The following is a 15339-nucleotide window of genomic DNA, read 5'->3' as shown; positions in this document are numbered from 1 at the left end:
TGAGAGGGGGTCGCCATGGCGGTGACGTGGTCGCCGACGCGCGTGCGGTCGGCCGGCGCATCCGGTTCGGCCGGTGCGACCGGCGCTTCCCGCACCACCACCGGGACGAGCGGTGGTGCCGGTCGGCTCGGCCCGGTGGTGCGGGTGCACCGGAGGTGCCGGCCGCTGTCCTGGCCGGCCCGGGTGTGGCTGCACTCCTGCGGGGTGGTCGTCTCCGTGGCGGTCTGCGTGGCACTCGGCGGGTGGTGGCCCTCACCCGTGCTGGCCGCCGCCGCGGTGGTGGCGGTGAGCGGGTACGAGCGGCTGCGCCCCGCGCCCGGGCTGCGCTCCGTCCGGGTCCACGAGGGCGGGCTGGTGCTGGTCCCGGCCGAGGGCGGGGAGAGGTCGCTGCCCTGGGGCGCCGTGGAGGCCACCGAGTACTCCCCGGGCGGGCCGCGCGGGGTGCCCGAGCACGGGCGAATATGGCCGGCGGGCGCGGACGAGCCGCTGGAGCTGGCGTACCTGCGCGGCCTGGGCGCGTTGTTCCGGGAGTTGGAGGAGCGCCTCTCCCCCGGGTTCCGGGCCGCGCTGCACGAGACGCTGCGCACCGAGGGGAGCGTGCGCTTCGTCCGGGGGCGGCTGACGGTGACGGCCGGCGGGCTGGTCCACCGGCCGCCGCACCCGCTCGCCGCGACGGAGGCCCACCGGTGGGCGGAGGTGCGCTCGGCCCGGGCGTCCGGTCTCGGCGAGTTGGAGATCCGGACCCACTCGGCCGGTCTCCCGCTGGCCCTCGCGGTGCCCAACGCCCGTGCGGCCGCGGACTTCCTGGAGGACCTCCGGGCGGCCGCCGCCGGTTGACCCCCGTCGGTCGACCGCCGTCGGGCGGGCACCCGCCCGCCCTTCCGGCGCCCACCCCTAAGGGGCGCCGGCAGCCCTTCCCGGAAGGGATCAGTACGCCGCTGAGTGGACGTCAGTTCCCTTGCCCACGACCTACCGTCGCTGGCATGAGCCGACTTCGTACGACCGCCGCCGCGGCGGCCCTGCTGCTCGCACTATCGCTGTCCGTCGCCGCCGCCGCGCCGGCCCTGGCCGCGCCGCCCGTCAACTCCGGCACCGCGGCCGCCGACACTGCCGTCTTCACTGCCGCCGGCCCGGCCGACCGGGCCGCCGCCCGGATCGAACTCCCCCGCCCGACCGGGCCGTACGCGGTCGGGCAGGAGGTCCTGCACCTGGTGGACCGGAACCGTCCGGACCCGTGGGTGCCCGCCTCCGGTCCGCGTCAGCTGATGGTCTCGATGTACTACCCCGCGCACGCCGGGACGGGCACCCCCGCCCCGTACATGACGCCCGCGGCCGCCCGGGCACTGCTGGACGGAAAGGTGGCGGGCAACACCATCCCGACCGAGGCGGTGTCCGGAGCCCGGACGTGGTCGGAGTCCGGGGCGCGCCCGCAGGGCGGCCACTACCCGCTGGTGGTCCTGTCGCCCGGCTTCACCATGCCGCGCGCCACGCTCAGCGGCCTCGCCGAGGACCTGACCAGTCACGGCTACGTCGTCGCGGTGATCGACCACACCTACGAGAACACCGGCACCACCTTCCCCGACGGGCGGACGCTCCCCTGCGCGGCGTGCGGCACCGTCGTCGGCGACGAAGCCGCGGCACGCCTGGAGGCGGGCCGGGCGAAGGACGTCTCCTTCGTCATCGACCGGCTGACCGACCGCCCGCACCCGGCCTGGCGCTACGCCCGGCTGATCGACCGCGACCGGATCGGCATGGCCGGGCACTCCGCCGGTGGCGCCTCCACCGTCCCCGCCCTGCTCACCGACGACCGGATCCGGGCCGGGGTGAACATGGACGGCACCATGCACTACCTGGTGCCCGAGTCCGGCCTCGGCGGCAAGCCGTTCATGATGATCGGCCACCCGCTGTCCGACGGCACCGAGGACCCGTCCTGGGTCACGAGCTGGGCCCGGCTGGACGGTTGGAAGCGCCTGCTGACCGTCGACGGCTCCGACCACGGCAGCTTCACCGACCTCCCGGTCTTCATCGAGGGGCTCGGCCTCCCCAAGGGCCCGTACACCACCCTCGGGAGCGGGCGCGCCCTCGCGCTCACCCGGCAGTACGTCGGGGCCTTCTTCGACCTCCAGCTGAAGGGCGTCCCGCAGCCGCTGCTCGACGGGCCGAGCGCCGCCAACCCGGAGGTGCGCTTCACCCCCTGAGGGCTGTCCCCGGTCGCCGCTCCCGGGTGACAGCGGCCCGGGCGGGGCCGTCGGCGCGACGCCGGCGGCCCCGTCGGTGTTCGGGCCCGTCGGTGTTCGGGCCCGTCGGTGTTCGGGCCGGCGGGTCAGCCAGTCGGGGGCGCCGCCGAGGCGATCGGTTCGAGCAGCGGGTGGGGGCGGACCAGGGCGCGGGAAACCGGGTCCTCCCGGTGGGAGCCGGCGCGGGCGGGGTTGGGGCGCATGACGACCGCGGTCGGCGGGACGGGCCCGCCGCCGCAGGCGGGACAGACGCCGACCAGGTCGAGGTCGGTGCCGCAGTCGGCGTGCGCGAAGAGGTGGTACGAGCCGCCGTCGGTGGCGTGCCGCCCGCCCCAGCGGCTCAGCTGGTAGAGCGGGCCCCAGAGTTCGAGGCCGGTCCCGGTGAGCAGGTAGCCGTGGCGCAGCGGCGCCCGCTGGTACGGCTCCTTGCGCAGCACCCCGGCCGCGACCAGGGCGTTGAGGCGCGAGGTGAGGACGGCGCGCGGGATGCCGAGGTGGGCGAGGAAGTCGTTGAAACGCTGCACCCCGTAGAACGCGTCGCGCACGATCAGCAGGCTCCAGCGCTCGCCGACCACCTCCAGGGCGCGGGCCAGTGCGCACTCCTGCAGCTCGTAGTCGGTTCCCAGGGCCATGGACGTCAGCCTAGTCCACCCCCATTGAGGGTTCAATGAACAGACTGACGGTGGTAGCGTGCCGCCCGAGAAGAAGGTTCATTCACCAGACCAACGGGTCCGGCCCCCGGAGGGAACACCCATGTCCCCCGCACCACCTGGCTCCTCACCCGCCTCACCCACCGCCCCGGGCCCGCGCCTCCGACCCGCCGCCACGCTGGCGACCACCGCGGCGGCGACCGCCCTGACCACCGTCGCGTACACCGCCCCCACCGCCTCGCTCGCCGCCACCGCCCAGGCCGCCCACCTGGGCGCCGCCGGCCGCACCTGGATCCTCACCGGCACCCTGGTCGGCATCTCCGCGCTGCTGCTCACCGCCGGAAGCGCCGCCGACGACCACGGCCGCAAGCGGGTCTTCACCTTCGGCATGCTGCTGTTCACGGCCGCCGAGGCACTGGCCGCACTCGCCCCCGGCGGCGCCGTCTACCTGGCCTCCCGGGTGCTCCTCGGCGTCGCCTCGGCGGCCGTCCTGGCACCCGCGCTCGGCCTGATCGGCCACGCCCACCCGCCCGGGCCCGACCGGATCCGGGCACTCGGCGTCTGGGGCGCGGCGGTCGGCCTCGGCATCGCGGTCGGGCCGGTGTACGGCGCGCTGGTCCAGCAGTGGGCCGGGTGGCGCGCGGTCGGCGGCGGCATCGCGGCGGGCTCGGCCGTGGTGGCCGGCTTCGCCGTCGCCGTCCTCACCGAGTCGCGGGCCGAGCGGCCGCGAGCGCTCGACCCGTACGGGGTGCTCACCCTCGCCGCCGGCACCTCCTGCCTGATCGCCGGGCTGGCCGAGGGCCGCGACGGCTGGGGGCGGCCCACCGCGGTGGCACTGCTGACCGGCGGGGTGCTGCTGCTGGCGGCGTTCGCGGTGGTCGAGGCGAGGACCCGGGAGCCGATGCTGGACCTCGCCCTGTTCCGCGAGCCCGGCTTCGTCGCGGCCACCGGCGGGGCGCTGTTCACCGGGCTGTCGCTGGTCGGCTTCATGAGCTACCTGCCCACCCTGCTCCAGGGCGTGCTCGGCCTGTCCGGTCCGGCCGCGGCCGGCGTGCCGGCCCTGTGGTCGGGCCTGTCGGTGGTCTCCGCGCTCCAGGCCCGCCGCCTGGCCGCCCGGCTGTCCGCCACCACCCAGGTCTCCCTCGGCCTGCTGGTCTGCGGCGCGGGCGAGCTGGGACTGTACGGGCTCGCGCCCGGCTCGTCCTGGCTGCGGCTGGTGCCGGGACTCGCGGTCGCGGGCGTCGGCAGTGGCGTGCTCAACGCGGCCCTGGCCCGGCTGGCGATCGGCAGCGTCCCGGCGCACCGGGCGGCGATGGGCTCCGGCGCCAACAACACCTCCCGCTACCTGGGTTCGGCCCTCGGCGTGGCGGTCACGGTCGCCGTCGCCGGATCCGCCCGGCCCGACTCGCCCGGCCCCGGGGCGGCGGCCCGCGCCCTGGCGGCGGGCGCCGACCGGGCCGTCCTGGTCGCGGCCGCCCTCTGCCTGGCCGGCGCGCTGCTCGCCCTCGCCGCCCGCGCCACCGAAGCCCGCTCGGGCGCGGAGACCGACGCCGCACGGCCGGCCGCCGGCCCACGGCCCTGCGGTGACGCACCCGACGTCGGCCCGGGAGGACGTCCCGAGCGCCCGCTGCCACGGTGAGCGGCCGCCCGGGAGCGCGTGCGAAGATGGCAGTTGCTGGTGGGAACGATCTCCGGACGGTTTCTGGGACGGTTCTCTGGCCATGGTGGACCACTACGCGCAGCGCGCGGGGCAGCCTCGGCAGGACGCCCTGCTGATGGTGCCGATCGCCACTGCGCTGATCGACGCCGACGGACGCATCCTGCACTGGAGCAGTGACGCGGAGGCACTGCTCGGACACCCGGCGCAGGAGGCGGTGGGTGCCCGGGCGGCGACCCTGCTGACCTCCGACGAGCACCGGCCGGAGGTGCTCCAGCTGTTCCGGCAGATCCTGGCGGGCCGGCCCTGGTCCGGGGTCTTCCCGGTCCGGCACCGGGACGGGCACCTGGTGGACCTGGAGTTCCGCACCCATCCGATCCTCGGCCCCGGCGGCGCCCCGATGGTGCTGGCGGTCGCCTCCGAGGTGACCACGCTGCACCGGCTCCAGGCCGACCTGGCCCTCCTCGACGGGTTCTTCACCCAGTCCCCGGTGGGCATGGCGGTGTTCGACACCGACCTGCGCTTCGTCCGGCTGAACGAGGCACTGGCGGACGCCAACGGCCTGAGCGTCGAAGGCCCGCTGGGCCGACGGCTCACCGAGGTGCTGCCCAGGATCAACGGCCCCGAGTCCGAGGCGGTGATGCGCCGGGTGCTGGAGAGCGGCGAGCCGGTGATGGACGACCTCGCGCACGGCCGCAACCCGGGCGACCCGAGCCACGACCACGCCTGGTCGGCCTCCTACTTCCGGCTGAGGGACCGCGGCGGCCGGGTGCTCGGGGTGTGCGCGACCGTCATCGACATCACCGAGCGGTTCCACGCCGACGCCCGGGCGGCCCGCGCCCAGGAGCGGCTGTCCCTGCTGGTCGACGCGACCGCCTCGATCGGCACCACGCTGGACCTGCGGCAGACCGCCCGGGAACTGGTCGACGCGATGGTGCCCAGGGTCGCCGACATCAGCGCGGTGTTCGGGCTGGAGGAACTGGTGGCCGGCCGGAGCGTCGAACCGTCCCCGCCGGACGCCCCCTTGCTGGTACGGCGCCTGGCGATCGCCTCCGCCGACCACCAGTACCCGGCCGAGGCGCTGCCGCTGGACGCCGTGTACGAGCTGCCGCCGGACTCCCCGTACGCCCGGGCGCTGACCGGCGGGCGCACGGTGGTGGTGCCGTCCTGGGAGCTGCCGGCGCTGAGCGAGCGCCTCAACGAGAGCCGCCGCCAGGCCTTCTTCGGCGACCGCCCGCGCTCGGTGCGGATCACCCCCCTGGTGGCGCGCGGCACGACGCTCGGCATGGTGGTGTACTCGCGGCGCGGCTCGCGGGAGTCCTTCGCGGCGGCCGACATCACGCTCGGCGACGAGCTGGCCTCGCGCGCCGCCGTCGCGATCGACAACGCCCGGCTGTATCTGCGCCAGCACCGGACGGTGCTGGCAAGGCAGCAGGCGCTGCGCGAGGCCAAGGCCGCGCAGGAGCGCCTGGCGCTGGTCAACGTGGCCTCCACCCGGATCGGCACCACGCTCGATCTCGCCCAGACCGCCCAGGAGCTGGCCGAGGTCGCGACGCCGAGGCTGGCCGACACGGTGGTGGTGGAGGTGCTGGAGGAACTGGTCCGCGGCGAGCGCGAGGCGACCGCCCCGGTGGACGGTTCGGCGCTGCTGCGGCGGATGGCCTTCCACTCGGTGCGCGGCTCGACCCTGTCCCCGATCGACCGCACCGGCAACCTGCACCGCTTCCTGCCCGGTTCGCCGTACGCGTGGTGCCTGGCGCACCGCAAGCCGGTGCTGGTGCCGCGGATGGACGAGGAGGGCATGGCCTGGTTCGCCGAGGACCCGGTGCGCCGGGCCGCCGTCCGGGAGCAGAACGTGCAGTCGTTCATGGCGGTACCGCTGATCGCGCGCGGCACGCCGGTCGGCGTGGCGGGCTTCTACCGCACCCTGGTCGAGCGCCCCTACGAGGAGGCCGACGTGGCGCTGGCCGGGGAGTTGGCGCTGCGGGCGGCCGTCTCGATCGACAACGCGCTGCTGTTCACCCGCGAGCGCGACGCGGCCGCCGCCCGGCAGCGGGCGCTGGACGAGGCGTGGGCCGCCCAGCAGCGGCTGTCGCTGCTGAACGAGGCCAGCAACCGGATCGGCACCACGCTCGATCTGTACCGCACGGCCCGGGAGTTGGTGGAGGTGGTGATCCCGCGCTTCGCCGACTTCGTCACCGTGGACCTGCGCGAGGCGGTGCTCAGCGGCGAGGAGCCCGGGGCCGTCCCGGCGGAGGGACCGGTGCTGATGCGGGCGGTCGCCGTCGGCGACACCGGCTCGGACGGCGCCATGCACGAGGCCGCCGACGAGGTGGGCGAGACCTCGCAGTCGGCCGGCCTGTACGCGCAGAGCCTGCGCACCCGGCGCTCGATCCTGGTCGCCGAGGTGACCGAGGAGGAGCTGCGCCGGATCGTCGCCTCGCCCGACCGGGTGCAGCCGAGCCTGGACGCCGGGGTGCACTCGTACCTGATGGTGCCGCTGGTGGCGCGCGGAAACGTGCTGGGCGGCGCGGAGTTCGTCCGCACCCGCAACCCGGCACCGTTCGGCCCGGAGGACCGCTCGCTGGCCGAGGAACTGGCCGCCCGCACCGCGCTGGCGATCGACAACGCCCGGCTCTACCGCCGCGAGCGGGACACCGCGCTCACCCTCCAGCGCAGTCTGCTGCCGCAGGAGGTGCACCGCACCCTCGGGCTGGACCTCGCCTACCGCTACCTGCCGAGCAGCGTGGTCAGCGAGGTCGGCGGCGACTGGTTCGACGTGGTGCCGCTGTCCTCCGGGCGGGTCGCGCTGATCGTCGGCGACGTGATGGGCCACGGCATCCGGGCCGCCGCCACGATGGGCCAGCTCCGCACGGTGGCAAGGACGTTGATCACCCTGGACCTGGACCCGGCGCGGGTGCTGTACCGGCTGGACGAGGCGACCGCGACGGTCGGCGAGGGCCAGTTCGCCACCTGCGTCTGCGTGGTGTACGACCCGGTGGACCGCCACTGCACCGCGGCCAGCGCCGGGCACCTGCCGCCCGTGGTCGCCGACACCGAGGGGCGGGCGCACCTGGTCGAGCTGCCGTCCGGCATTCCGCTCGGGGTGGGCGGAGTCGCCTTCGAGAACGCCGAGTTCACCCTCCCCGAGGAGGGCATCCTCACGCTCTACACGGACGGCCTGGTCGAGCGCCGGGGCCAGGACCTGGACGAGGGGCTGGAGCTGCTCTGCCGGACCGTCGCCGACCGGCGCGACTCGCTGGAGCAGACCTGCGAGGCCGTCCTGAGCCGGCTCACCGAGACCACCGGCGAGGACGACATCGCCGTCATCATGGCGCAGGTCCGCCCGCGGGGAGCCGACCGGATCGCCACCCTCCCGCTCACCGGGGACCACGCCATGGTCGCCCACTCGCGCCGCTTCACCCGCGAGACGCTGACCGCCTGGGGGCTCGACGCGCTCGCCGACTGGGCCGAACTGCTCACCAGCGAGCTGATCACCAACGCCCTGGTGCACGCCGGATCGCCCACCCAGCTGCGGCTGTACTGCAACCGGGTGCTCACCGTCGAGGTCGCCGACCAGGAGTCCGAGGTGCCGCGGATCCGCCGTGCCCGCAGCGAGGACGAGGGCGGCCGGGGCATCCACCTGGTCAACGAGCTCGCGCACCGCTGGGGCAGCCGCCGGACCAAGGACGGCAAGGTGGTCTGGTTCGAGCTGGAGCTGCCCCCGGGGACCGCCCCACCCGCCTGAACGGCCTCCCCACCTGCCCGGGCGGCCGCCCCGCCTTTATGGACAACGGACGGTTGTCGGGCCGCCGCCGCGGTTGTTGGCCCGGCGGGCCGCCCCGGCGGTTGTCTGGTGCCACGAGCGGGACGGCCCCGCCCGGACGAACCGCAGGAGCCCACCGTGCAGCACCCCGACGCCCGCACCGTCGTCACCGACTACGTCACCCTCCTCGCGGCGGGCGACCGCGAGGCCGCGATCGCCCTGTTCGCCGAGGACGCCACCTGGAGCTACCCGGGCGGCCTCCCGCTCTCCCGCACCTGGCACGGCAAGCAGGAGATCTTCGGGGACTTCCTCGGCCGGGTCGGTGCCCTGTTCGCCGCCGACGGCCTGCCGGTCATCACCCTCACCCACGTCCTCGCCGACGGCCCGCAGGCGGTGGCCGAGTGGACCACCGTCGGCACGGCCGCCAACGGCGCCGCGTACGAGAACCGCTGCCTGGGGGTGTTCACCGTGACGGACGGCCTGATCACCGCCGTCCGCGAGTACCTGGACACCGACCACGTGGCCCGGACGCTGCTGGCCTGACCGCGGCCCGCTCCGCGCGGACCGCCCCTCAGGGGCTGTGAACGTCCTGGGACCCGGTCGCGGCACCGTCGGCCCAGCCCTGGGGGTCGGTCCAGGCGGCCAGCGTGCGGCGGGACTCGAAACGGCGCTCGCGGCCGGTCAGCGGGTCGGTGAACTCGACGGTCGAGGCGAGCAGCTGCAGCGGGCCGCGGAAGTCGTCCGGGGCCGGCTCGGACAGCACCACCGGATAGACCGGGTCGCCGAGGATCGGCAGTCCGAGGCCGCACATGTGCAGCCGCAGCTGGTGGGTGCGCCCGCTCAGCGGCCGCAGCCGGTAGCGGGCCAGGCCGTCGCGGCGCTCCAGCAGGTCGATCCGGCTCTCGCTGTTCGGCGGGGCGTCGATCTCCCGTGCGGCGATCACCCCGCGCTCCTTGACGATGTGGCTGCGCACGGTGCGCGGAAGGCTCAGCTCCGGGTCGTACGCGGCGATCGCCCGGTACTCCTTGCGCACCAGGCGGTCCCGGAACAGCGTCTGGTAGGCGCCGCGGTCCTCCGGGCGGACGACGAACATGGCCAGGCCCGCGGTGAGCCGGTCCAGGCGGTGGGCGGGGCTGAGCGCGGGCAGGTCGAGGCTGTGCCGCAGCCGGGACAGCGCCGTCTCGGCCACGTGCCGGCCGCGCGGGGTGGTGGCCAGGAAGTGCGGTTTGTCGACGACCACCAGGTGCTCGTCGCGGTGCAGCACGACCAGCTCGAAGGGGACGGGCACCTCCTCGGGCCGGTCCCGGTGGAACCAGAGGTGGGCGCCGGGGCGGAACGGCTCCGCCGGGGCGACGGGGCCGTGCTCGCCGACGATCTCGCCGTCCCGCAGGGCCGCGTCGATCCGCTCGGCCGGGACGGCGGGCAGCCGGTCCACCAGGTGGTCCCGCACCGTCGGCCAGGGGCCTTCGAGCGGCAGCCGGAGGTGCACCGGGTCCACGCCGTGGCGCTGCGGAAGGGGGGAGGCCGGTCGGCGGCTCTTGCGTCTCATCTCCCGGCCCAGCGTAGTGCGCGCCGGCGCGCGACCCGCGGCCGAGGTGCTGACCCGGGGCCGGGCAGGGACAGTGGACCGGAGGCCCTCGTTCCGCCGGGGGCCTCCGACCGTACGCCGGGCGGCCGGCGGACCGGGGTGCGGCCGGACCCGACCCGGCCGGACCCGACCCGCCCCGACCGACCTGCACACCGACCGACCGGCCGGACCACCCCCGGGATCGACCCGCCGGAGCGACCGACCGGCACCACTGGAGGACGCGTGACCGCCGACGGCCCGGACGGGGTGCCGCCGCTGCACCTGCCGAGGCGGACCCGGCTGCTGCTCTACGGCGCGCTCCTGCTGCTGGTCGCCGCCGTCGTGGCCGCACTGGCGATCGGGCCCGGAACCACCCTGGCCCCACTGCTCGCGGTGGCCCCGGTGCTGGCCGGCGCGACCACCCGGCGGGCCCGGGTGCCGCTGCTGGTCGGTGCGGTGGCGCTGCTCACCGTCGGGCTGCTGGAGTCGGCCAACGCGCAGCTGCCGCTCTCGGTCCGGATCAGCGTGCCGGTCACCGTCCTGGCCTCGACCCTGGCCAGCGCCGCCAGTGTCGTCCTGGTGGCGGCCCGCGAGCGGGAGCTGTTCCAGGTCCGGACGGTGGCCGAGGCGGCGCAGCGGGCCCTGCTGCGCCCGCCGCCGGAGCGGATCGGGCCGTTGCGCGTGGCGGTGCGGTACGTGGCGGCGGCCGCCGAGGCGCGGATCGGCGGGGACCTGTACGCCGTGGTGGAGACCCGCTTCGGGGTGCGCATCCTGCTTGCGGACGTCCAGGGGCACGGACTGCCGGCGGTGGAGACGGCGGCGGACGTCCTCGGGGTGTTCCGGGAGGCCGCCCGGACCGAACCCGATCCCGGCCGGCTCGCCGAGCGGCTGGACGCGGCGCTCGCCGCCCGGCCGTCGGACGAGGGGCGGTTCGCCACCGCACTGCTGCTCGACGTGGCGGCGGACCGGGGGCCGGTGAGGCTGGTGAACTGCGGCCACCCGCCCCCGCTGCTGCGCCGGGCGGGCCGGGTGAGCGAGCTGGAGCCGCCGTTCCCGGCGCCGCCGCTGGGGCTGCTCGGGCTCACCGGCGGCGGGTACCCGGACCGGCGCTTCGAGCCGGAGCCGGGTGACGTCCTGCTCCTGCACACCGACGGGGTGTCGGAGGCCCGGGACGCCGGGGGCCGGTTCTACCCGATCGCGGAGCGGCTGCCCGGCCTGCACGGCGGCTCGCCGGCGGACCTGCTGGACGCCGTGCTGGAGGACGTCGGCGACTGGGTCGGGGCCACCGGGCTGGCCGACGACGCGGCGGTGCTGGCGATCCGCTGGGAGCCGTGACCGGGCCGCGTCGGCGGCACGGCGGTTCCGGCGGTTCCGGCGGTTCCGGCGGTTCCGGCGAGCGGCCCGGACGCGGTTGTCAGTGGGGTGTGCAAGGCTCGGTTCGCGGTCGGCGGGGAGCCGGCCGCCCAGTAGTGGACGGTCGACGAGGGGACGGTGCCATGGGGAACAGGGCGAGCGGGTCGTTCGAGCTCACCGCGTTCGAGCCGGTGGAGACGGAGGAGCGGGAGGGCGCGGCCTTCGGGCGGGTCCGGATCGCCAAGACCTTCACGGGCGGGCTGAGCGGGGCGAGCGAGGTGCGGATGCTCTCCGTCACGGGCCCCTCCGGCAGCCCGGCCTCGTACGTCGCGGTGGAGCACGTGACGGGTGAACTGGACGGGCGCGAAGGCTCGTTCGTGCTCCAGCACACGGCCTGGGACACCACCGGCACGACGATACGCGTGGTGCCGGGCACGGGCGCGGGCGAGCTGGCCGGGATCACCGGGGAGTTCCGGCTGACCGTCGACGGGTCCGGCGCCCACACCTACGTCCTGGAGTACGAGCTGGGCTGACGCCACGTCCTGGAGTACGAGCCGGGCTGACGCCGGCCGCGCGCGCCGCGACCGGCTGTCCGGCTGTCCGGCTGTCCGGCTGCCGGCCCGTCAGAGGACGGGCTGGCCCGCTTCCAGCCGCCGGATCGCGGCCCGGACCGCGGTCGCACAGCTCCAGAACAGCGGCAGGGTGTTGGTCGCCCGGTCGGCGCGGGTGTTCTTGCCCGGGGCGAACATCGCGGCCCGCAGCTCGGTGGTCATCTCCAGCTGGGCACCCATCCCGAGCAGGCTGCGGTTGCAGATGTTCTCCGGGGAGATGCCCGCGATCTCCTCCTCGCCGGAGGCGGTCACCGCCCGGATGCCCGCCGCCGCGAACTCCTCCATCAGGTACTGGCGGAGGGTGGCGTTCAGGCCGCCGACCAGCACGGCCTGGGCACCGGCCTCCAGGCCGGCCTGGGCGGCGGTGCAGCCGTGCAACGACACCACGTTGAGGCTGCCGCCGCACATCGCCCGGGCCACGCCGTCGTCGCAGTGGGTCGAGGTGACGTGCAGCTCGCTGTTGTTGGAGGAGCGCAGGCCCTCGAACATCCAGAAGTCGTGCGTCGGCCCGGCGGCCGGGGTCGGCGCGAGGTCGGCCGGGTGGTAGCCGGCGACGGCCAGGCAGAGTTCGGAGGTGCCGACCTCGATGCCGCCGCCGTGCGGGGCGATGACGGTCGTCCGGACGACGGACGTGCGGCCCTGCAGGCTCTGGTCGTCCATCAGGTGCCGGCGGTAGCGGCGGCCGTAGTCCACGCCCTCGACCACGGTCGGGCTGGCGTAGAGGGCCGTGTTGGAGGGGTACAGGTCGGCGGCGGCGCTCGCGGGGGTGCTTCCCACGACGGCACCGAGGGTGCCGAGGGCCGGGGCCGCGGCGAACGCGGCGATGAGGGTTCGTCGGTTGATCACGGCAGGGATGATGGCAGGAGGTGGGGGAACGGCAAAGCCCCTGCAACGTCATGACCGAATACGTGCCGTGCCACGGACGGAATCAGCCTGACCGTGTGACACCGGCTCGACGGGCTCGTGCTGCGTCCACCGGGCACCCGCCCGCGCTGTCACGATGATGCGATCAGTGCACGATCGGCATCGGAGGGTGGCGCATGCCCGACACGGCGGTGGATCGTACGACGGCAGCGGGGGCGCGGGCGGCCACGAGGACGGCCGCGGTCGGGCGGGTGATCGACCGGCTGCGGCGGATCGGGGCGGAGCTGCCCCCGGCCGACGGGGTGGCGGTCTTCAACCGGATCTACCTCACCGTGACGCAGGCGGTCCGCGACCGGCTGGACCGCGGGTGCTTCGTCGACCCGCGGGCGACGGCCGAGCTGGACGTGGTGTTCGCCGGGTACTACCTGCGGGCCGTGGCCGCCGACGCGGCCGGACGGGAGCCGCCCGCCTGCTGGCGGCCGCTGTTCGCGCTGCGCGCCCACCCGGGAGTGCACCCGCTGCAGTTCGCACTGGCCGGGATGAACGCCCACATCCAGCACGACCTGCCGCTGGCCGTCGTGGACACCTGCCGCCGCCGGGGCTGCGATCCCGCCGCCGTCGAAGAGGACTACCACCGGATCAACCGGGTGCTGGCCGAGGTGGAGACGGCCGTCCGGGAGCAGCTGATGCCCGGCCCCGACCTGCTGGAGCTCGCCGAGCCGCTCCCCCACCTGCTCGGCGTCTGGTCGGTCGGGGCCGCCCGGGAGGGCGCCTGGAGCGCCGTGGAGGCGCTGTGGGAGCTGCGGTACCTGCCGGGCGCGGCCCGGGCCTTCGCCGCCGCCCTGGACGGTTCGGTCGGACTGCTCGGCCGCGCCCTGCTGCTCCCGCTCGGAGCACTGCTCCCACCCGGGCCGGGCACCGGGCCGGACACCGGGCGGCAGGCCCCCGTGACGGCCGCGGCCGCCCGGCTCCCCGAGGCGAGGAACCGGACGGCCGACGGTACGGACGCGGGCGCGGCGGGCGCCGGCGGCGATCAGGCCCAGCTGGAGTGCAGCGGCTTGCCCTCGGCGTAGCCGGCCGCGCTCTGGATGCCCACGATCGCCTTCTCGTGGAACTCCTCCAGGCTGGCGGCGCCCGCGTAGGTGCAGGAGCTGCGGACGCCCGCGATGATCGAGTCGATCAGGTCCTCCACACCCGGGCGGGCCGGGTCGAGGAACATCCGGGAGTGCGAGATGCCCTCCTCGAACAGCGCCTTGCGGGCCCGGTCGTACGAGGAGTCCTGGGCGGTGCGGTTGCTCACCGCACGGGCCGAGGCCATGCCGAAGCTCTCCTTGTACTGGCGGCCGTCGGCGGCGGTCTGGAGGTCGCCCGGGGACTCGTAGGTCCCGGCGAACCAGGAGCCGATCATCACGTTGGAGGCGCCGGCGGCCAGCGCCATCGCGACGTCGCGCGGGTGGCGCACGCCGCCGTCCGCCCAGACGTGCTTGCCGAGCCGGCGCGCCTCGGCGGCGCACTCCAGGACGGCGGAGAACTGCGGCCGGCCGACGCCGGTCATCATCCGGGTGGTGCACATGGCGCCGGGGCCGACGCCGACCTTGAGGATGTCGGCGCCCGCCTCGACCAGGTCGCGGACACCGACGGCGGAGACCACGTTGCCGGCCACGATCGGGACCTGCGGGTCCAGTCCGCGCACCGCGCGCAGTGCGCTGATCATGGACTCCTGGTGGCCGTGCGCGGTGTCGACCACCAGCACGTCGGCGCCGGCCTCGATCAGCGCCTCGGCCTTGCCCGCGACGTCGCCGTTGATGCCGACGGTGGCGGCGATCCGCAGCTTGCCGGCCGCGTCCACGGCCGGGGTGTAGAGGGTGGCGCGCAGCGCGCCCTTGCGGGTGAGGAGGCCGACCAGCCGGCCCTCGCCGTCCACGACCGGGGCGAGCTTGCGGTGCGCCTCGGTGAGCCTGTCGAAGGCGGTCCGCGGGTCGATGCCCTCGTCCAGCACCAGCAGTTCGCGGGACATGATGTCGGCCAGGCTGGTGAAGCGGTCCACGCCCTGGCAGTCGGACTCGGTGACCACGCCGACCGGCCTGCCGTCCTCGACCACCACGAGGGCGCCGTGGGCGCGCTTGGGCAGCAGCGAGATGGCCTCGGCCACGGTGGCGCCCGGGGCGAGCGTGATCGGGGTGTCGAAGACCAGGTGGCGCTGCTTGACCCAGGAGACGACCTCGGCGATGACCTCGGTGGGGATGTCCTGCGGGATGGCGACCAGGCCGCCGCGGCGGGCGACGGTCTCGGCCATCCGGCGGCCGGCGATGGCGGTCATGTTGGCCACGACCAGCGGGATGGTGGTGCCGGTGCCGTCGTTCGAGGAGAGGTCCACGCCCTGCCGGGAGCCCACGGCGGAACGGCTGGGGACCATGAAGACGTCGTCGTACGTCAGGTCGTACGAGGGCTTGAGGTCGTTCAGGAAGCGCATGAAGAAGGGCTCTCTGGCTGGGGGATACACCTCGGGTGCGGTTGCGGCGATGCCGCCGGAGCGCACTCGGGCGCCCGGCACCCAGCATTCGATTCTCCGTGAGGGCGGGGTCAAAAGCCAGTTCGAGGAGCTTTGCTGGGGCTGTCCACAAACCGTGATCA

The 15339-nt window shown here is 75.4% G+C and carries 12 protein-coding genes; 8 read left to right on the top strand and 4 right to left on the bottom strand.

Annotation, left to right across the window (positions count from 1 at the left end):
• Positions 1–15: 15 nt before the first annotated feature.
• Entirely contained in the window at positions 16–837 is an 822-nt protein-coding gene (locus ACFWJ4_RS15750) for a hypothetical protein (protein ID WP_380543939.1), read from the top strand.
• 146 nt (positions 838–983) lie between these two features.
• Positions 984–2198 carry an alpha/beta hydrolase family protein gene (locus ACFWJ4_RS15745; RefSeq protein WP_380543936.1) on the top strand — a complete coding sequence of 405 codons (1215 nt, stop codon included), beginning with the start codon at positions 984–986 and terminating at the stop codon, positions 2196–2198.
• A gap of 125 nt (positions 2199–2323) precedes the next feature.
• On the opposite strand, the gene ACFWJ4_RS15740 is transcribed toward ACFWJ4_RS15745, so the two are convergent.
• Positions 2324–2869: a winged helix-turn-helix transcriptional regulator gene (locus tag ACFWJ4_RS15740; protein WP_380349656.1), complete on the bottom strand. Its 546-nt coding sequence runs from the start codon at positions 2867–2869 to the stop codon at positions 2324–2326.
• 121 nt (positions 2870–2990) lie between these two features.
• On the opposite strand from ACFWJ4_RS15740, the gene ACFWJ4_RS15735 reads away from it, so the two are divergent.
• The 3 genes from ACFWJ4_RS15735 (at position 2991) to ACFWJ4_RS15725 (ending at position 8853) form a co-directional block, all read left to right on the top strand.
• Positions 2991–4526 (top strand): MFS transporter, encoded by a 1536-nt coding sequence (locus ACFWJ4_RS15735; protein ID WP_380543933.1) that lies wholly within the window; start codon positions 2991–2993, stop codon positions 4524–4526.
• Positions 4527–4608: 82 nt separating this feature from the next.
• The gene (locus ACFWJ4_RS15730; protein ID WP_380543930.1) at positions 4609–8292 is read left to right on the top strand and encodes a SpoIIE family protein phosphatase; all 3684 of its coding nucleotides are present in this window, start codon (positions 4609–4611) and stop codon (positions 8290–8292) included.
• A 156-nt stretch (positions 8293–8448) separates the two neighbouring features.
• Complete coding sequence (locus ACFWJ4_RS15725; RefSeq protein WP_380543927.1) at positions 8449–8853, top strand: nuclear transport factor 2 family protein; 405 nt, start codon at positions 8449–8451, stop codon at positions 8851–8853.
• A gap of 28 nt (positions 8854–8881) precedes the next feature.
• On the opposite strand, the gene ACFWJ4_RS15720 is transcribed toward ACFWJ4_RS15725, so the two are convergent.
• Complete coding sequence (locus ACFWJ4_RS15720) at positions 8882–9859, bottom strand: pseudouridine synthase (RefSeq protein WP_380543924.1); 978 nt, start codon at positions 9857–9859, stop codon at positions 8882–8884.
• A gap of 261 nt (positions 9860–10120) precedes the next feature.
• Between ACFWJ4_RS15720 and ACFWJ4_RS15715 the strand changes: the two genes are divergently transcribed.
• Entirely contained in the window at positions 10121–11212 is a 1092-nt protein-coding gene (locus ACFWJ4_RS15715; RefSeq protein WP_359898707.1) for a PP2C family protein-serine/threonine phosphatase, read from the top strand.
• A gap of 161 nt (positions 11213–11373) precedes the next feature.
• A complete protein-coding gene (locus ACFWJ4_RS15710) occupies positions 11374–11763 on the top strand; it encodes a DUF3224 domain-containing protein (RefSeq protein WP_380543922.1) in 390 nt (129 codons plus the stop codon).
• A 90-nt stretch (positions 11764–11853) separates the two neighbouring features.
• Here ACFWJ4_RS15710 and ACFWJ4_RS15705 read toward each other — a convergent pair whose 3' ends face one another.
• Positions 11854–12684, bottom strand: coding sequence for a poly-gamma-glutamate hydrolase family protein (locus tag ACFWJ4_RS15705; RefSeq protein WP_380544056.1), 831 nt, complete (start codon positions 12682–12684; stop codon positions 11854–11856).
• Positions 12685–12881: 197 nt separating this feature from the next.
• On the opposite strand from ACFWJ4_RS15705, the gene ACFWJ4_RS15700 reads away from it, so the two are divergent.
• The gene (locus ACFWJ4_RS15700) at positions 12882–13778 is read left to right on the top strand and encodes a DUF5995 family protein (protein ID WP_380543919.1); all 897 of its coding nucleotides are present in this window, start codon (positions 12882–12884) and stop codon (positions 13776–13778) included.
• Here the strand turns inward: ACFWJ4_RS15700 and ACFWJ4_RS15695 are convergent.
• The gene (locus ACFWJ4_RS15695) at positions 13739–15178 is read right to left on the bottom strand and encodes a GuaB1 family IMP dehydrogenase-related protein (protein WP_359898712.1); all 1440 of its coding nucleotides are present in this window, start codon (positions 15176–15178) and stop codon (positions 13739–13741) included. The genes ACFWJ4_RS15700 and ACFWJ4_RS15695 overlap by 40 nt on opposite strands.
• Positions 15179–15339: the final 161 nt, after the last annotated feature.

Source organism: Kitasatospora sp. NPDC127067 (assembly GCF_042724755.1).
Taxonomy (GTDB): Bacteria; Actinomycetota; Actinomycetes; order Streptomycetales; family Streptomycetaceae; genus Kitasatospora; species Kitasatospora lactacystinica.
The sequence above is the reverse complement of the archived record's forward strand: the minus strand, read 5'-3'. Positions and strand labels throughout refer to the sequence as shown.